The 18,133-nt window shown below is 65.0% G+C and carries 15 protein-coding genes and 1 tRNA gene; 4 read left to right on the top strand and 12 right to left on the bottom strand.

The features are described from left to right. Nucleotides 1-5: 5 nt before the first annotated feature. The 10 genes from AX767_RS18860 to rpsB form a co-directional block, all read right to left on the bottom strand. The gene (locus AX767_RS18860; RefSeq protein ID WP_068632718.1) at nucleotides 6-536 is read right to left on the bottom strand and encodes an OmpH family outer membrane protein; all 531 of its coding nucleotides are present in this window, start codon (nucleotides 534-536) and stop codon (nucleotides 6-8) included. Further along, on the bottom strand, nucleotides 536-2,998 hold the full coding sequence (gene bamA / locus AX767_RS18855) for an outer membrane protein assembly factor BamA (protein WP_068632717.1): 2,463 nt from the start codon (nucleotides 2,996-2,998) through the stop codon (nucleotides 536-538). The genes AX767_RS18860 and bamA overlap by 1 nt, the downstream gene beginning before the upstream one ends. A gap of 37 nt (nucleotides 2,999-3,035) precedes the next feature. Beyond that, nucleotides 3,036-4,409: an RIP metalloprotease RseP gene (gene rseP, locus AX767_RS18850; RefSeq protein WP_068632716.1), complete on the bottom strand. Its 1,374-nt coding sequence runs from the start codon at nucleotides 4,407-4,409 to the stop codon at nucleotides 3,036-3,038. Nucleotides 4,410-4,433: 24 nt separating this feature from the next. Beyond that, nucleotides 4,434-5,621 carry a 1-deoxy-D-xylulose-5-phosphate reductoisomerase gene (ispC, locus tag AX767_RS18845; RefSeq protein ID WP_068632715.1) on the bottom strand — a complete coding sequence of 396 codons (1,188 nt, stop codon included), beginning with the start codon at nucleotides 5,619-5,621 and terminating at the stop codon, nucleotides 4,434-4,436. Further along, entirely contained in the window at nucleotides 5,618-6,478 is an 861-nt protein-coding gene (locus AX767_RS18840; protein ID WP_068632714.1) for a phosphatidate cytidylyltransferase, read from the bottom strand. The genes ispC and AX767_RS18840 overlap by 4 nt, the downstream gene beginning before the upstream one ends. Nucleotides 6,479-6,507: 29 nt before the next feature. Beyond that, entirely contained in the window at nucleotides 6,508-7,242 is a 735-nt protein-coding gene (uppS, locus tag AX767_RS18835; RefSeq protein WP_068632713.1) for a polyprenyl diphosphate synthase, read from the bottom strand. Nucleotide 7,243: 1 nt separating this feature from the next. Further along, entirely contained in the window at nucleotides 7,244-7,804 is a 561-nt protein-coding gene (gene frr, locus AX767_RS18830; protein WP_068632712.1) for a ribosome recycling factor, read from the bottom strand. Nucleotides 7,805-7,817: 13 nt separating this feature from the next. Next, entirely contained in the window at nucleotides 7,818-8,540 is a 723-nt protein-coding gene (pyrH, locus tag AX767_RS18825; protein ID WP_068632711.1) for a UMP kinase, read from the bottom strand. 44 nt (nucleotides 8,541-8,584) lie between these two features. Further along, on the bottom strand, nucleotides 8,585-9,508 hold the full coding sequence (tsf, locus tag AX767_RS18820) for a translation elongation factor Ts (protein WP_068632710.1): 924 nt from the start codon (nucleotides 9,506-9,508) through the stop codon (nucleotides 8,585-8,587). An 81-nt stretch (nucleotides 9,509-9,589) separates the two neighbouring features. Next, nucleotides 9,590-10,345 (bottom strand): 30S ribosomal protein S2, encoded by a 756-nt coding sequence (gene rpsB, locus AX767_RS18815; protein WP_068632709.1) that lies wholly within the window; start codon nucleotides 10,343-10,345, stop codon nucleotides 9,590-9,592. 218 nt (nucleotides 10,346-10,563) lie between these two features. Here rpsB and AX767_RS18810 point away from each other — a divergent pair, with 218 nt between their 5' ends. From AX767_RS18810 to AX767_RS18800, 3 genes are all read left to right on the top strand, one after another. Next, entirely contained in the window at nucleotides 10,564-11,889 is a 1,326-nt protein-coding gene (locus tag AX767_RS18810; RefSeq protein WP_068633896.1) for an amidase, read from the top strand. A 137-nt stretch (nucleotides 11,890-12,026) separates the two neighbouring features. After that, nucleotides 12,027-13,286 (top strand): D-amino acid dehydrogenase, encoded by a 1,260-nt coding sequence (locus AX767_RS18805; RefSeq protein ID WP_068632708.1) that lies wholly within the window; start codon nucleotides 12,027-12,029, stop codon nucleotides 13,284-13,286. A 34-nt stretch (nucleotides 13,287-13,320) separates the two neighbouring features. After that, complete coding sequence (locus AX767_RS18800; protein WP_068632707.1) at nucleotides 13,321-14,790, top strand: bifunctional ADP-dependent NAD(P)H-hydrate dehydratase/NAD(P)H-hydrate epimerase; 1,470 nt, start codon at nucleotides 13,321-13,323, stop codon at nucleotides 14,788-14,790. A 13-nt stretch (nucleotides 14,791-14,803) separates the two neighbouring features. On the opposite strand, the gene AX767_RS18795 is transcribed toward AX767_RS18800, so the two are convergent. Both AX767_RS18795 and rnr read right to left on the bottom strand, forming a co-directional pair. Beyond that, nucleotides 14,804-15,568, bottom strand: a complete 765-nt coding sequence (locus tag AX767_RS18795; protein WP_068632706.1) for an SDR family oxidoreductase — start codon at nucleotides 15,566-15,568, stop codon at nucleotides 14,804-14,806. Nucleotides 15,569-15,600: 32 nt separating this feature from the next. Beyond that, entirely contained in the window at nucleotides 15,601-17,895 is a 2,295-nt protein-coding gene (gene rnr, locus AX767_RS18790; protein WP_068632705.1) for a ribonuclease R, read from the bottom strand. An 84-nt stretch (nucleotides 17,896-17,979) separates the two neighbouring features. On the opposite strand from rnr, the gene AX767_RS18785 reads away from it, so the two are divergent. Beyond that, nucleotides 17,980-18,064, top strand: a tRNA-Leu gene (locus tag AX767_RS18785). Nucleotides 18,065-18,133 lie beyond the last annotated feature (69 nt).

Raw genomic sequence — 18,133 nt, 5'->3', positions numbered from 1 at the left:
GCGCCTTACTTCCCGCCGGCAGACGACGGCGCGTTGAGCGCCTTGATCACCTTATCGGTGATGTCATGCTTGGGATTGATGTAGATCGCTTCCTGCAGGATCGCGTCGTACTTTTCAGCCTCTGCGACCTGCTTGACCACACGGTTCGCGCGCTCGTAGACCTGCTGCAATTCTTCGTTCTTGCGCGCATTCAGGTCTTCCTGGAACTCACGGCGCTTGCGCTGGAAATCCCGATCCTGGTCGACCAGCGTCCGCTGACGTTGGGTGCGCTGCGCTTCTGGAAGGCTCGCCGCTTCGCGCTCGAACTTTTCAGACGCACTCTTGAGCGTTTCGCCCAAGGCGGTCAGTTCCTTTTCGCGCTTGGAGAACTCGGCCTCCAGCTTGGCCTGCGCCGCCTTCGCGGGCTGGGCCTCGCGAAGCACCCGATCCGGATTGACGAAACCCACGCGGAAGGTCTCTTGCGCCTGTGCGGGCACGGCCAGAAGAGCGAAAGCAGGAATCAGAAATGCGCCGGCCGCGCGAACCAAATAATTCATCAGAACGAGGTTCCAATCTGGAATTGCAAACTTTGAATTCTATCTTTCTGCACCAGCGGCACGAACGCATTGTTCGGGTCGGCCACTTCCTTTTGCTGGCGCACAGGGATCGCGTAAGCAAGGCGCAACGGGCCCAACGGCGAGATCCAGCTGATCCCGAGACCGGCTGATGCACGCACCTTCTGCTGTGCTTTCCACTGCACGTCGGTCGTGCCGAGTTGGCGCTCCGCGAACACATTGCCGACGTCGAAGAAGGTGTACAGACGCAGGGTGCGATCGTTGCCTGCACCCGGGAACGGCGTGCTCAGCTCGAGGTTGAAGACCGCCTTTTTCGTGCCACCCAACGCAGCGCCCGTGATGGCGTCACGCGGTCCGAGCGAGTTCTGCTCGAAGCCCCGAATCGATCCAAGACCCCCTGCATAGAAGTTCTTGAAGATCGGGAAGCCCTTGTTGGCCAGCGCGACGTCGTTGACCGTGTCGCTGCCGAACGCCTTGCCGAGCCCCACCTCGCCGTTGATCGACAACGTGTACTGCTTGTTGAGCGGGAAGAACTGCTGGTACTGGTAGCTGGTCTTGACGTACTTCATGTCGCCACCGACTCCGACTTCCAGGTTGGCGCGTTGCACCTTGCCCCGGGTAGGAACCAGTGCGCTGTCGCGATCGTCCCGTGCCCAGCCGACGGTCAGCGGAATGCCCCAAACCGATGCACGTCCGCAATCCTGGATCAGCGCGTTCTGGGTCGTGCAACCGAAGTAATCGCGATAGGCCTGCGGAGACGTGCTGACGAATTGCCCGGTGGTGGCGTTGAAGGTGCCCGTGCTGCCCGGGTCGAACTGATAGCGTTCAATGCCGCCGCCGAAGAACACCGTGTCGATCTCGCCGAACGGAACGCCGAAACTGACGGACGCGCCCTGGTGCTTCAGCGCGTAGTCGCCGTCTGCCGAGTAATAAGGACGCGTGGTCGTGTGGTACAGGCTGAAAGTGCGCGAGATGCCGTCCGAAGTGAAATACGGATCGGTCGCCGTCACGGAAATGGTCTTGTTGTAGCTGCTGGTGTTGAGCTGCAAACCAAGATAATTGCCCGAGCCGAAAACGTTCTCTTGCGTGATGCCGAAATTGAACGACACCTTTTCCGCGCTGGAAAAACCGGCGCCAAGTTGCAGGGAACCCGTTGGCTTCTCGGCCACGGTGACAGTCAAATCGACTTGGTCGGGCGTGCCGGGAATCTCCATCGTGTCGACATTCACTTCGGTGAAGAAACCGAGCCGGTCGAGACGATCGCGCGACAGCTTGATCTTGTCGCCGTCGTACCAGGACGCTTCGTACTGACGGAACTCACGGCGCAGCACTTCGTCGCGCGTGCGATTGTTGCCCCCGATGTTGACGCGGCGCACGTAGACGCGGCGCGAAGGTTCGGCCTGGATCGTGAGCGCGACGCGGTTGTTCGGGCGATCGACTTCGGTCTGCGCCTGCACGCGGGCGAACGCATAGCCAAACGTGCCGAAATAGTCGGTGAACGCCTTCGTGGTCGAGGTGACGTCCTCCCCGTTGTAGGCCTCACCCGGCTTGATGGTCACGAGCGACTTGAACTCGTCGTCGCGGCCGAGGTAGTTGCCGTTGAGCTTGATGCCGGACACGACGAACTTCTCGCCCTCGGTGATGTTCACCGTGACAGCCAAGTCCTGCCGATCGGGCGAAATCGCAACCTGTGTGGAATCGATGCGGAACTCGAGATAGCCGCGGGTGAGGTAGTACGAGCGAAGCGTTTCAAGGTCGGCACTGAGCTTGGCGCGCGAGTACTGGTTCGACTTCGTGTACCAGCTCATGAAGCCGCCGCTGTCCTGGTCGAACAGATCGAGCAACGTGGACTCGCTGAAGGCCTTGTTGCCGACCACGCGCACTTCACGAATGCGAGCCGAGTCACCCTCGGTGACCGTGAACGTCAGGTTCACCCGATTGCGTTCGATGGGCGTGACGGTGGTGATGACTTCTGCGTTGTAGAGGCTCTTGCTGACGTACTGGCGCTTGAGCTCCTGCTCGGCACGGTCGGCCAGTGCCTTGTCGTACGGGCGGCCGTCGGCCAGTCCAACTTCCCGCAATGCCTTCTGCAAGGCCGTCTTCTCGAATTCCTTGGTTCCCACGAAGTCGACGTCGGCAATGGTCGGCCGTTCTTCGACGATGACCACCAGCACATTGCCGCTCACGTCAATTCGAACGTCCTTGAAGAGACCGAGATCGAACAGCGCGCGGATCGCCGCCGAGCCGCGATCGTCGCTGTAGGTGTCACCGACACGCAGCGGAAGCGACGCGAAGATCGTGCCGGCCTCGACGCGCTGCAAACCCTCCACGCGGATGTCGCGAACCGTGAAAGGCTCGACCGCCCATGCAGCCGTGGCGGTCAACGCGCTGGCGACCACTGCGGCAACGCTACGCAGGCGAAAGCGACTGAAGTTTGTGTTCATCTGTGAAATGGGCCAACGCGGAAGGCGTCGGCAAAAGTTAACCAAAGAGCCGATTGACGTCGTTGAAAAGTGCAATCGACATCATGACCAGCAGCAGCGCGACGCCGCCGCGTTGAAAGCGTTCCATCCAGGCATCAGAGACACTTTTGCCTGTCAACCCCTCCCAAAGATAATACATCAGGTGCCCGCCATCGAGGACCGGCAGCGGCATGAGGTTCAGCACGCCGAGACTGACGCTGATCAGCGCAAGAAAGACAAGGTATTGGGTCAACCCCATGCTCGCCGATTTGCCAGCATAGTCTGCGATGGTCAGCGGACCACTGAGATTCTTCAGGGACGCTTCGCCGATGACCATCTTGCCCATCATGCGCACCGTGAGCGCCGAAACCTCCCAGGTGCGCACGGCGCCGCGCCACATGCCACCGAGCACGCCTTGCCGCACCGTCACCATCTCGGGTGGGGCACCGACGTAGGCGCCGATGCGGCCCACTTTCAGCGCGCCTTCGTCGCGCACTTCCGGTGCGACATCGAGGGTCATGGGTTTGCCGGCCCGCTCGATCGACCAGGACTGCGTCTTCGGTTGCCCGCCCTCCACCGACGCGCGAATCACTTCCCGCAATTGCTGTCCGTCGACGATGCCCACGGGGCCGATCGACTGGACGAGGTCACCCTTGCGCAGACCGGCACGCTCGCCGGCGCCACCGGCCACGACGTCGCCGATCTCCGGCCGCGTCAACGGAGCGATCACGCCGATCTTGCGAAACATCTGCGCATCGGCGTCTTTGGCGCCCACGCGACTCAAGGGCAGCACCAGCTCACGGGCCGGACGACCGCCCTCGCCCGCCACTTCCAGAGTGAGATCGCGGCCGTCGAGCGCGGCACGCGTCATGCGCCAGCGGAGGTCTTCGAACGAGTCGACCGGGTCGAGCTGCCCGTCGAAGCCGGCCCGGGTGATGTGTTCACCGCCGCGCAGCCCGGCTTGCTCGGCCAGGGACGCCGCCACGGGGCGCGCCAGCGTCGCGACCGGCTCCTTCACGCCGATCCAGTTCACCGCGGTGTAGAGCGCTACGGCCAGCAGCAGATTGGCGATCGGCCCGGCCGCCACGATGGCGGCACGCGAGCGCAGCGGCTGCGTGTTGAAGGCACGATGCCGGTCTTCGGGAGCCACGGGCGCCTCACGCTCGTCGAGCATCTTCACGTAGCCGCCCAGTGGAAACGCGGCGATGACAAATTCGGTGCTCTGCCCCGGATGCTGGCGCTTGGGCTGCCAGCGATACAGCGTCTTGCCGAATCCGACGGAGAAGCGGATCACCTTGACGCCACAGGCCACAGCGACGCGATAGTGGCCATATTCGTGCACCGCGATCAGGATGCCGAGGGCCACGATGAAGGCAACGATGGTGAGCATCAAGGGTCTCCGGTTCGGGTCGGAAATTCAGGCGGTGAGTCGAAGAACTGTCGCGTTGGCCGCACGGCGCGCGGTCTCGTCCAGCGCCAGCAGGTCGGCCAGCGATGTGGGCTTGGAGGGGGTCACCGCTTCCAAAGTTTCCATGTTCACAGCGTGGATGTGGTCGAAGCGCAATCGCCGGTCCAGAAAGGCCTGGACCGCCACTTCGTTGGCCGCATTGAGCACCGCCGTGGTTCCGGACACCGCGCGCAGCGCCTGCCACGCCAGATCGAGGCCCGGAAAGAGCGCCGCGTCCGGCGCCTCAAAAGTCAGTGCGCTCATCCGGCGAAAGTCAAGGCGACCCGCACCGCTCTCGATGCGCTCGGGCCAGGCCAGGCCGACCGCGATCGGTACCCGCATGTCGGGCGTGCCCAACTGCGCAATGACCGAGGCGTCGGCGAACTGCACCATCGAATGGACCACGCTTTGCGGATGGATCACCACCTCGATCTGTTCAGGCGTGACGCCGAACAGATGGCGCGCCTCGATCACTTCGAGCGCCTTGTTCATCATCGTGGCGGAGTCCACCGAAATCTTGCGGCCCATCACCCAGTTCGGATGCGCACAGGCCTGCTCGGGCGTGACCGCGCTCAAGGTGTCCGGCGCGCGGGTCCGGAACGGCCCGCCCGAGGCAGTCAGGATGATCTTGTCGATGCGCCGCGCCCAGGTCGAGGGGTCTTCCGGGAGTGACTGGAAAATGGCCGAATGCTCGCTGTCGATCGGCAGCAGCGTGGCGCCACCTTCGCGCACCGTTCGCATGAAAAGTTCGCCGCCGACGACCAGTGCTTCCTTGTTGGCCAGCAGCAGCCGCTTGCCGGCGCGCGCCGCGGCGAGGCACGGACCCAGTCCGGCAGCACCGACGATGGCGGCCATCACCGCATCGACCTCGTCGTGCGACGCGATGGTTTCGAGCGCATCCGGCGCCGTCAACACGCGCGTCGCCAGCCCGCTCTGCGCGAGCTTGTCAGCCAGCTGTTGGGCGTGCGGGGCACTCGCCATCACGGCGAATCGGGGCGTGAAGCGCGCGCACTGCGCGAGCAATTCGTCGACCTTGGTCGCCGCGGACAACGCAAAAACCTCGTAGCGCTCGGGATGGCGCGCCATCACATCGAGCGTGTTGGCACCGACCGAGCCGGTCGAGCCCAGCACCGTCACCCGTTGCTTCGGAACGCTCATGTGAACGCCAGCATCATGGCGATCGGCAACGCCGGCAGCAGCGCATCGACCCGGTCGAGAACGCCACCGTGGCCCGGCAACAGGTTGCTGCTGTCCTTGGCGCCGGCGCTGCGCTTGACCAGCGACTCGACGAGGTCGCCCACGACGCTCATCGCCACCATGAACAGGACGCCGATCGGCAGCAGCCACCACCCGCGTGCAATCAGCACGGTGTGGAGACTGCTGACCCGGGCCTGCGCGGAGTGATCGGCCCAAGCCCACAGCACCGCCAGCACGACCACGCCGATCACGCCGCCCCAAACGCCTTCCCAGCTCTTGCCCGGGCTGATGGAGGGCGCGAGCTTGCTGCGCGAGAACTTCAGGCCGAAAGCGCGGCCCGCAAAATAGGCGCAAATATCCGCCATCCAGACGAGCAGCAGGATCGACAGCAGGAAGTTGACCCCGACCATCCGCGCCTGCACCGCAGCGAGCCATGCGACCCACAGCGCCAGCAGCCCGCCCACGACGCGCACCGGCTTCGGAACGCGCGGCCAACCGGGCACGCCGAACCGCAACAGCGCGGCGCCACCCAACACCCAGCATGCGCTGGCCACGATCCAGACCATCGGCAGCGGACCCTCGAGCAGACCCAGCGCCCAGGACAACGCGCACAGCGCGAAGGTCTCGGCGCCGAGGAGCAGCGCAACGCCCTGCCCGTACCCGTTGAGCTTGCCCCATTCCCAGCCGGCCGCGGCAATGAGCACAAGCATCACGCAGGCGAAGGGCACCGGCAACGCGCCGGGCGCAGACGGGTAGAAGAGCGCCGGTAGCAGGATGGCCAGCAGCACGAGGGCGGTGATGATTCGTTGTTTGAGCATGCGTCCTTATGCCGACGATCGCGGCCGGGTCAGGCCGGCAGCCGGCTGCGCTCGGTGTCGGTCGACACCTGCGCCGAGGTCTTGCCATAACGGCGTTCACGGCGCTGGAAGGCGCCGATGGCTTCGTCCAGCGCCGCTTCATCGAACTCGGGCCACAGCTTGTCGCTGAACACGAGTTCGGCGTAGGCGCTTTGCCAGAGCAGGAAATTGGACAGGCGTTGCTCTCCGCCGGTGCGAATGAAGAGATCCGGGTCCGGCACATGCGCCAGCGCCATCGCACGATCGAGATTGGCTTCGGTCGGCAGCTCGCCGCGTTCGGCGAGTGTGGCGGCCGCGCGCGCGATGTCCCAGCGCCCACCGTAGTTGAAGCACACGTTGAAGATGAGGCGCGTGTTGTGGGCCGTCGCGGCTTCCGCCTGGACCAGCCCAGCGGTCATTTTTTCGGAGAGTCCGCCGCGCTCGCCGACAAAATGCAGCCGGACACCGTCATCGCGCAAACGCGGGACTTCGCGGCCCAACGCGCCCACCATCAGGTCCATCAGTCCCGAAACCTCCTCCACCGGACGATTCCAGTTCTCGGAGGAAAAGGCGAACACCGTGAGCACGCCGACGCCCCGGTCGGCACAGGCCTTGACGCAGCGCCGGAGGGCTTCGACGCCCTGCTTGTGGCCCGCCACGCGCGGCAAAAACCGCCGCGTGGCCCAGCGGCCATTGCCGTCCATGACGATGGCGATGTGATGGGGCGTCGCGGGCGTCTTGGCCATATCAGACGGCCATGATCTCCGCTTCCTTGGCCGCGACCATCCGGTCGATGTCCGCGATGTGGCGATCGGTGACCTTCTGGATATCGGCCTCGGCGCGCTTCTGGTCGTCTTCTGACGCCAGCTTGTCCTTGACCAGCTTCTTGACCGATTCGTTGGCATCGCGCCGCAGGTTGCGGGTCGCGATCTTGGCGGCCTCGCCTTCGTTGCGCACGAGCTTGGTCATTTCCCGGCGGCGCTCTTCGCTCATCGCGGGCAGCGGCACGCGGATGAGGTCGCCCATCGACGATGGATTCAGCCCGAGATCGCTTTCGCGGATGGCCTTTTCGATCTTGGCGCCCATGCCCTTTTCCCAGGGCTGGACACTGATGGTGCGCGAGTCGAGCACCGACACGTTGGCCACCTGCCCGAGCGGCACCTGCGACCCGTAGTAGTCGACATGGATCGAGTCGAGCAGCGCCGAATTGGCGCGACCCGTACGGATCTTGGTCAGGTTGTTCTGGAAGGCGGCGAGCGACTGGTTCATCTTGGCGTCGGTCGCACTGCGAATCTCTGCAATGGTCATCTCGAAATACTCCTCAAGCGTGCACCAGCGTGCCTTCGTCTTCGCCCATCACGACGCGCTTCAGCGCGCCGTTCTTGAAGATCGAAAACACCTTGATCGGCAGCTTCTGGTCGCGGCACAGCGCGAAGGCGGTGGCGTCCATGATGCCGAGATTCTGGGAAATGGCTTCGTCGAACGACAGCGTCGCGTAGCGCGTGGCTGTCGGGTCTTTTTTAGGGTCGGCGGTGTACACACCGTCGACCTTGGTGGCTTTGAGCACGAGCTCGGCACCGATCTCGGCGCCGCGCAGCGCCGCCGCCGTGTCGGTGGTGAAGAACGGGTTGCCGGTACCGGCCGCGAAGATCACGACCTTGCCCTCTTCCAGGTACTGCAAAGCTTTCGGCCGCACGTAGGGCTCGACCACCTGCTCGATGGCGATGGCCGACATCACCCGCGCAATCAGTCCCTGCTTGTCCATGGCGTCGGCCAATGCCAGCGCGTTCATGACGGTGGCGAGCATGCCCATGTAGTCGGCGGTCGCGCGGTCCATGCCGACCGAGCCGCCCGCCACGCCACGGAAGATGTTGCCGCCGCCGATGACGACCGCCACCTCCACGCCCATGTTCACCACCTCGGCGATCTCCTGCACCATCCGAACAATGGTCGCGCGGTTGATGCCGAAGGCGTCTTCACCCATCAGCGCCTCTCCCGACAGCTTCAACAAGATGCGCTTGTGGGCCGGGCGGGGTTCTGACATGGGTGATTTCCTTTGAGGTTGGCGGGGCGAGTGTAGAGCGGGAATTACGCGGCCGCCTTGGCAGCAGCGACTTGCGCCGCGACTTCGGCTGCGAAGTCGTCGACCTTCTTTTCGATGCCTTCGCCGACCACGTACAGGGTAAAGCCCTTGATCGTGGTGTCGGCGGCCTTCAGCATCGCTTCTACGGTCTGCTTGTCGTTCTTCACGAAGGCCTGGTTGTGGAGCGAGACCTCCTTCAAGTACTTCTGCACGCCGCCTTCGATGCGCTTGGCAACGATGTCCGCCGGCTGCGTCTTCTTGCCTTCGGCTTCAGCGGTCTTGCGATCTTCTTCGGCCTTGCCGGCGGCAACGGCACGCTCTTTTTCGATCAGCTCCGTTGGCACGTCGGCGGCCGAGATCGACACCGGCTTCATGGCCGCGATGTGCATCGCGACGTCCTTGGCGGCAGCGTCGTCGCCTTCGAATTCAACCATCACGCCGATGCGCGTGCCGTGCAGATACGACGCGACCTTGCCGTTGCCGGCGAAGCGCTTGAAGCGGCGGAAGCTCATGTTCTCGCCGATCTTGCCGATCAGGCCCTTGCGCACGTCTTCGAGCGTCGGGCCGAAGCCGTCTTGCGCGTACGGTAGCGCGCCGAGCGCGGCGATGTCGGGCGGATTGTTTTTCGCGACCAGCATGGCAGCGGCGTTGGCCAACGCCAGGAAGCTGTCGTTCTTGGTCACGAAGTCGGTTTCGCAGTTGATCTCGATCATGCCGCCGGCGTCGCCGTCGACGAATGCCGTGACCACGCCTTCGGCCGTGATGCGGCCCGATGCCTTGCCCGCCTTGTTGCCGAGCTTGATGCGCAGCAGTTCTTCGGCCTTCTCCATGTTGCCTTCGGCCTCGGTCAGGGCCTTCTTGCATTCCATCATCGGCGCGTCGGTCTTTGCGCGCAGTTCGCCGACCATGCTTGCGGTGATTGCAGCCATTTTTCTATCTCCGTCACTCAAAAAATCAGGTTAAAAAAAAGGGGCACCAAAGCCCCTTCTTCAGGCTCGCGAGAGCGTCGATCAGGCCGATGCACCTTCTTCGACTTCAACGAATTCGTCGCTGCTGCCTTCGGCAACGGCCTTGACCACATCGCCACCCGCGCTGTTGCGCCCTTCGATGATCGCGTCGGCGATACCGCGGGCGTACAGCGTGACGGCCTTCGACGAGTCGTCGTTGCCCGGGATCACGTAGTCGATGCCTTCAGGCGAATGGTTCGAGTCGACCACGCCGATCAGCGGGATGCCCAGCTTCTTGGCTTCGGCCACCGCGATCTTGTGGAAGCCCACGTCGATCACGAAGATGGCGTCCGGCAGCGCGGTCATATCCTGAATGCCGCCGATGTCTTTTTCAAGCTTGGCGATTTCGCGCGAGAAGGTCAGTTGTTCCTTCTTGCTGAGCGCGTCGAGGCCGATTTCCTGCTGGGCCTTCATTTCCTTCAGACGCTTGATCGAGGTTTTGACGGTCTTGAAGTTGGTCAGCATGCCGCCGAGCCAGCGGGTGTCGACGAACGGCACGCCGGCACGGCGTGCTTCAGCGGCGACGATCTCGCGGGCCTGGCGCTTCGTGCCGACCATGAGCACCGTGCCGCGGTTGGCCGTGAGCTGCTTGGCGTACTTCATCGCGTCCTGGAACATCGGAAGCGACTTTTCCAGGTTGATGATGTGAATCTTGTTGCGATGGCCGAAGATGAACGGCGACATCTTGGGATTCCAGAAGCGGGTTTGGTGACCGAAATGGACACCGGCTTCCAGCATTTCGCGCATGGTGGTAGACATTGAAATTACTCCAAAGGTTGGGTCTAAAATCCAGCCCGTTTTGCATCCCTTTTCGATACCTTCGAAAAAGGCCACAACACCTTGAGGGGGCTGGTTTGCGGATACGTTTCGAGCCGGCACAACGAAAGCCGTTGTCCGATCGGCGAAACCCAAGGAGTGTAGCACGGCCACCCTCGTTTTCCCTTGCTCCAGCACCCTCGCGCGCCATGCCGCAGCCCATGAACGACCTCCACGCCACCCGCCGCCTCGTCCAGTCCGGCCGCACCGACGCACACACCGAAATGGACCGCGCCATCGAAGCAGCCGACTCCGCGCTCTGCGCACACGTTTTCACCCGCACCGACTTTGCCGCCGCGCGCGCGGCCGCGCTCCAAGCCGCGCCTGCCAGTCGCCTGGCCGGTCTGGCCTTTTCCGTCAAGGACCTGTTCGATGTAGCGGGCCAGCCAACGCCCGCCGGTTCCATCGTGTTGAGTCACGCGCCCGCTGCCAGAGTCGACGCGACCGCCGTTGCCCGGCTGCGCGCCGCCGGCGGCGCGCTCATCGGTCGCACGAACATGACCGAGTTCGCCTTCTCCGGCGTCGGCGTCAATCCGCACCACGGCACGCCGGCCAACGCCGGCGACACGACCACTGCGCGCGTCCCGGGTGGCTCCTCGGCGGGCGCTGCCGTGTCGGTGGCGACCGGCGCGGCTTTCATCGGTCTCGGTTCCGACACCGGCGGCTCGATCCGCATTCCCGCGGCGCTCAACGGCATCGTCGGGTTCAAAAGCACTGCACGGCTGGTGCCGACCGAGGGTGCCCTGCCGCTGTCGAACACGCTCGACACCGTGTGCGCCATGACGCGCTCGGTGCGCGATGCGATCACCACGCACGAAATCCTGGCCAGTCGCACGGTCACGGCCGGCAATGCGCCGCTCGCCGCCTATCGGCTGGCTGTCGTGAAGAACCTGTTTTTCGACGCCATCGAATCTGCCGTGGCAGTCGCCTTCGAACGGACGCTCGAAACGCTTCGCGCTGCAGGCGCTCGCATTGAAGAGATCGAACTGCCCGAGCTGGCGGAGCTTTCGTCGATCAACGCCACGGGCGGCTTCTCCGCGGCCGAGGCCTACACATGGCATCGCCTGCTGCTCGAACGCAGCGGCGCCGGCTACGACCCGCGCGTGGCACAGCGCATCCTGAAGGGCGCGACGATGAAGGCGCACGAGTACATCGATCTCGTGCATGCACGACGCGCCTGGATCCGCGGCGTCGCGCAAAAGCTCGACCGTTTCGATGCGGTGTTGTCGCCCACGGTGCCGATCACGGCGCCCCCGATCGCCAGCGTCGCACCGGGCGCAGAGCGCGATGATGCGTTTTTTCGGGTCAACGCCCTGTTGCTGCGCAATCCGTCCGTCGTCAACATGCTGGACGGCTGCGCGCTGTCGCTCCCTTGTCACGTCAAGGGCGAACTGCCGGTGGGCCTGATGGTCTGGCACGCGGCGCTGCACGACGACCCGGTGCTCGCCGTGTCGCTGCAGATCGAAAGCAGCCTGCAGAAAAAATAGTCTTCGCGCCCGACCACGGTGGCGTGGTTGCAACGCTGCCGCACGCCGACTCCGAAGCGTCAGCAAGGGGCAGACGCCTCGTCTATCCTCGCGGATTGGCGCACGTTGCTGCGCCGCTTCTTCACTCTCCGAATCCAATGAAAATCGCGATCGTGGGCGCCGGCATCATCGGCGTCACCACCGCTTGGGAACTGGCGTCCGACGGGCACGAGGTGTCCGTGTTCGAGCGCCGTGGCGCTGCCGCCGAAGAATCCAGCTTTGCCAATGCCGGCGTGGTCGCGCCGGGCTACGTCACGCCGTGGGCCGCGCCCGGCATGCGCGGCAAGGTGCTGCGGTCGTTGCTGTCCAGGCATGGCGCGATCAAGGTGCGCTGGCCGCTGGCCGCGCGCGACATCGGTTTCATGGCACGCTGGCAGAAAGCCTGCAAGCTCGAAACCTACCTGGCCAACCGCACCCGCATGCAGCGCCTCGCGTTCTACAGCCGGACGCGGCTGCATGAAATCGTCGAAGCCAGCGAAATGCTCTACGAGCGCAGCGATGGCTACCTTGTGCTGCTGCGCTCCAGACGCGAGCAAAAGCTGGTGCAGCCCGGCCTCGACGTGCTGCGCGCGGCCGGCACCGTGTTCCGCGAGGTCGATGCCGACGAGGCCCGACGCATCGAGCCGGCGCTCAACACCGACACCTCGCTCACCGGCGCGATCCATCTTCCCGACGACGAGGTGGGCAACTGCCGCCAGTTCGCACTGCTCCTCAAGTGGGAAGCCGAAGCGCTCGGTGCCAAGTTCCATTTCAATTGCGACCTCGCCCCGCTGAACCGCGCGGCACCGACGTCGCTGCAGCTGGCCGGCGGCTCCGACGCTGTGCGCTACGACGCGGTGATCGTGTGCGCAGGTCTCGCGTCGGCCCAGTTGCTGCGCCCGCTCGGCTTGCGCATTCCGCTTGCGCCGGTCTACGGCCACTCGATCAGCGCCAACATCCGGGAGCCGCTCAACGCGCCGCGCAGCGCGGTCATGGACGAACGCTTCAAGGTGGCGATCACGCGGCTCGGCCTGCGTGTGCGCGTGGCCGGCAGTGCGGAAATCGGCGGCGTGCCCGATGCGCTGAGTCCGGCGGCGCTGCAGACGCTCTACAAGGTGCTGCATGACTGGTTCCCGGGGGCCGTCACGCTGCAGTCCGGCGTCCAGCAGTGGAAAGGCGCCCGCCCGATGCTGCCGGACGGCCCGCCGGTGCTGGGCGCCAGCGGCATTCCCGGCGTGTGGCTCAACCTCGGGCACGGATCGAGCGGCTGGGCGCTCTCGTGCGGCAGCGCGCGCGTGCTGGCCGATCTGGTGGGCGGGCGCGATCCCGGCGTCGACCTCGAAGGCCTCGGCGTCGAACGTCTGATGCTCGCGCATTGAGCGCGGGGCGCCGACGCTGCACACTGGCCGGTCCATGCAACGCATCACGCCCCACACCATCGCCGAGCTGTTCGATATCGCGGCCACGCGGCGCATCGAGCAGGCACTGGCAGCCACCCTCCCCGCCCACGCGCTGATGCAACGCGCCGGCCTTGCGGTCGCGCGTCTCGCGATGGCCATCGCGCCGCACGCACGCACGGTATGGATCGCCTGCGGTCCGGGCAACAACGGCGGCGACGGATTCGAGGCGGCGGCGCGGCTGCAGCAGTGCGGCTGGGCACCGATCGTCACTTTCTGTGGTGACGAGTCGCGGTTGCCGACCGACGCGTTGGCATCGCTGCGTCGTGCACGGGGCGCCGGCGTCAACTTCGCGAATGCCGCGCCGGCACAGCACGACCTCGCGATCGATGCGCTGCTCGGGATCGGCACGACGCGTGCGCCCGAGGGCGTGATGGCCGAGTGGTTGCATCGGATGCGCTGCGCGCCAGCTCCGCTGCTGAGTGTCGATGTGCCGTCCGGCCTGAACGCCGACACGGGCGCGTATCCGGAGGCGTTCACCATGCCGCACGCAGACACGACGGGCGCGGCCGCAAAGCGTTTTTGCCTGAGCCTCCTCACCGTGAAACCGGGGCTGTTCACAGCGCAGGGCCGCGACGCCGCAGGCGAGGTGTGGCTCGACAACCTCGATGGCACCACCTTCGACGAAGTACCTGCGGCCCGTCTGTCCGGCGCGCCGCACCGAAGTCCCCGCGCCCATGCTTCGCACAAGGGCACCTACGGCGACGTCGCCGTGATCGGGGGCGCGCATGGCATGGCGGGCGCGGCGTTGCTGGCCGGCTCGGCGGCGTTGCATGGCGGCGCGGGGCGCGTGCTGGTTGGTTTGCTCGACCGCACGGCCGTCACGGTCGACGTGTCGCAACTTGAACTGATGCTGCGGGATGCCGCATCGCTCGATCTTTCCACCACGACTGTCGTGTGCGGCTGCGGGGGTGGCGATGCCATCCGCACCCTGCTGCCGCGTGTGCTCTCGACGGCTGCGTCGCTGGTGCTGGATGCCGACGCGTTGAACGCGATCGCAGCCGACACGGGCCTTCAACAGCTGCTCGAAGCGCGCGCGCAGCGCGGGCGGCCCACGGTGCTGACGCCGCATCCACTCGAGGCCGCACGGCTGCTCGGGCTTTCCGCGGCGCAAGTCCAATCGGACCGCCTGGCGGCAGCGCGCCTGCTGGCCGCGCGATTCGGCGTGGTCGTCTTGAAGGGATCGGGCACGGTGATCGCCGACAACGGCACAACGCCGGTCGTCAACCTCACGGGCAATGGCCGCCTCGCCACAGCCGGCACCGGCGACGTGCTCGCCGGTATGGTCGGCGCGGCGCTCGCGGCCGGCCGGCCTGCTTTCGATGCCGCGTGCGAAGCGGTCTGGCACCACGGGGAGCTCGCCGATCGGTGGCCGATCGACATGCCGCTCACTGCCGGCAGTCTGGCGCGCGGGCAGCGCCCCTGAGAACGGCCGCGACTCAGCCGCGTCCCACGAACGGCATCTTGGTCGCCATGATCGTGTGGAACAACACGTTGGCGTCGAGCGGCAGGTTCGCCATGTAAAGCACCGATTGACCCACGATCTTCACGTCGATCAACGGTTCGATCGCCAGTTCGCCGCTGGCCTGCGGCACACCGGTCGCCATGCGCGATGCGAGCTCGGTCATTGCGTTGCCCACGTCGACCTGTCCCACGGCGATGTCGTATTTGCGCCCGTCGAGCGATGCTGTTTTGGTGAGGCCTTCGACCGCGTGCTTGGTCGAGGTGTAGGCCATCGAATTCGGACGCGGCGTCGTCGCAGAGATGGACCCGTTGTTGATGATGCGGCCACCCCGCGGCGACTGCGCCTTCATCGTGCGGAAGGCCTGCTGAATGCAATAGAACATCCCGTTGAGGTTGATGTCGACCACGCCCTGCCACTGTGTTGGCGTCCAGTCCTCGAACGGACCCGGCGGATTGCCGGTGCCGGCGTTGTTGAACAGCAGGTCGACGCGCCCGAAGCGCTCGACCGCTGCGGCGAACAGCGCCTTGACCGAATCGGGGTTGCCGACGTCGGTGGGCACGGCCAGAGCCCGGCCACCTGCACCCGACTCGTCGACCACCTGTTCGAGCGGCTCCGGCCGGCGGCCGGCCAGCACCACGCTCCACCCATCGGCCAGCAGGGCCAGCGAGGCGGCCTTGCCGATGCCAGTGCCGGCTCCGGTCACGATCGCGATGCGCGCGACATTTTTATCGATGCTCATGTTTTCTTGTCTCCTTGGAAGGTGTCGTTCGCTCAGGGGCGGCGCGGCTTGCGCCCCTTCATCTTGTTGGTCGCATTCTTGACCGCGGACTTGAAGGCCTGCATCGCGGTCTGCGCCACCGGCGCCGCGACCTGCTCGGCCGACACGCGAGGCGCATGCGACGGATACGCTTCGGCGTGGTGATGCGCTTCCTTGTGTCCACCACCGCCCTTGCCGCGCTTGCCGGAGGCCTTGGTCGGCGTGCCCGCAGGCGCGACGCCCTTGTCCTTCATGGGGCGTGAGGCGAGGTCTTCGCCCTCGCGCACCAAGCGGAAGTCGATCTTGCGACCGTCGAGATCGACGCGGCTTACCTGCACCCGCACGCGGGTGCCGATGGCGTAACGGATGCCGGTGCGCTCGCCGCGCAGTTCTTGCCGCATCTCGTCGAACTTGAAGTATTCGCCGCCCAGCTCAGTGATGTGCACCAGACCTTCGACGTACATCGCATCGAGCGTGACGAAGATGCCAAAGGTCGTGGCCGAGCTGACCACCCCGCCGTATTCCTCGCCCAGGTGCTCGCGCATGTACTTGCACTTGAGCCATGCCTCGACGTCGCGGCTGGCCTCGTCGGCGCGCCGCTCGTTCGCGCTGCAATGCAGACCGGCGGCTTGCCACGCTTGCACTTCCTTCGTCGGCGCGACGGTCGCCTTGGTCGGCTTGTTGCTCGGCGCCTTGACACGTGAAGCCAGGCGCTTGGCCAGCTTGGCATGGGCTTCGCCTGGCGTCGGCAACATGGGCAGCGTGTACTTCTGCTTGTTGAGGATCGCCTTGATCACGCGGTGCACCAGCAGGTCGGGATAACGACGGATCGGGCTGGTGAAGTGCGTGTAGGCCTCGTAGGCCAGACCGAAGTGGCCGCTGTTGATCGGCGTGTAGATCGCCTGGCTCATGGAGCGCAGAAGCATCGTGTGGATCTGCTGCGCGTCGGGCCGTTCCTTCGTCGCCTCGGCGATCGCCTGGAACTCGCCCGGCTTTGGATCCTCGGTGATCGACAGACCCACGCCCATCGCTTTGAGATAGCCGCGCAGGACTTCCTTCTTCTCGGTGGTCGGGCCTTCATGCACGCGGAAAAGGCCCGGATGCTTGCTGCCGTCAATGAAGTCGGCACTGCACACATTGGCGGCGAGCATCGCTTCCTCGATGATCTTGTGTGCTTCGTTGCGGGTGCGCGGCACGATCTTTTCGATCCGGCCCGCGTCGTCGCAAACGATCTGCGTCTCGGTGGTTTCGAAGTCGACCGCGCCACGCTTGGCACGCTGCTTGAGCAGCGCCTTGTAGACGTCCGAGAGGTTCAGCAGATCCTTCACCCGGTCCTTGCGCTTGGCTGCTTCGGGGCCGCGCGTGTTACCGAGGATTGCGGCCACCTCGGTGTACGTGAAGCGTGCGTGGCTGAACATCACGGCCGGGTAGAACTGGTAGGCGTAGATTTCGCCGTCCGCTGCCACCAGCATGTCGCAGACCATGCAGAGTCGCTCGACTTCAGGATTCAACGAACACAGGCCGTTCGACAGCTTCTCGGGCAGCATCGGGATGACCCGCCGCGGGAAGTAAACACTGGTCGCGCGGTCGTAGGCGTCAATGTCGATCGGCGAGCCGGTCTGCACATAGGCGCTGACGTCGGCGATGGCCACGAGCAGACGCCATCCCTTGCCGCGACCGACCTTGGCGGGCTCGCAGTACACCGCATCGTCGAAGTCGCGCGCGTCTTCGCCGTCGATGGTGACGAGCGGCACATCGGTGAGATCGATGCGGCCTTTCTTGTCTTGCGGACGCACCTTGTCGGGGAGCGCCTTGGCCTCTGCGAGGCCCGCTTCGGAGAACTCGTGCGGCACGCCGTACTTGCGCACGGCGATCTCGATTTCCATGCCGGGATCGTCGATCTCGCCCAACACTTCCTTCACGCGACCGACCGGCTGCCCGAACAACGCGGGCGGCTCGGTGAGCTGGACCACGACCACCTGCCCCACCTTGGCGGGACCGGTCGCGCCCTTCGGAATCAGGACGTCCTGACCGTAGCGCTTGTCTTCCGGCGCGACGAGCCAGATACCGCCTTCGTGCAGCAGGCGGCCGATGATCGGCTGCTCCGGGCGCTCGATGATCTCGACCACACGGCCCTCGGGCCGACCTCGGCGGTCCTGCCGCACGACACGCGCCTTGACGCGGTCCTTGTGCAACACGGCGCGCATCTCGTTGGGCGGCAAATAGATGTCGCCCTCGCCGTCGTCGCGCTGCACGAAGCCGTGCCCATCGCGATGTCCTTGGACTGTTCCTTCAATCTCATCCAGCAAGCCGCTGGGGGTGCCATTATTTTTGATATGATCTCCTTCTTTCCTGAAATTCAAAACATGTTGCAAGTTACTTGCAACATGTGGGCCCAGATGGCGGAATTGGTAGACGCACTAGTTTCAGGTACTAGCGAGTAACATCGTGGAGGTTCGAGTCCTCTTCTGGGCACCAAGTTTAAGTAAGAACCCTTCGGGGTTCTGCAATCCAAGCCACCGTATTCCGGTGGCTTTTTTGTTGCCT

The sequence above is a fragment of the Variovorax sp. PAMC 28711 genome (assembly GCF_001577265.1).
In the GTDB taxonomy this organism is placed as follows: domain Bacteria; phylum Pseudomonadota; class Gammaproteobacteria; order Burkholderiales; family Burkholderiaceae_C; genus Variovorax.
The sequence above is the reverse complement of the archived record's forward strand: the minus strand, read 5'-3'. Positions and strand labels throughout refer to the sequence as shown.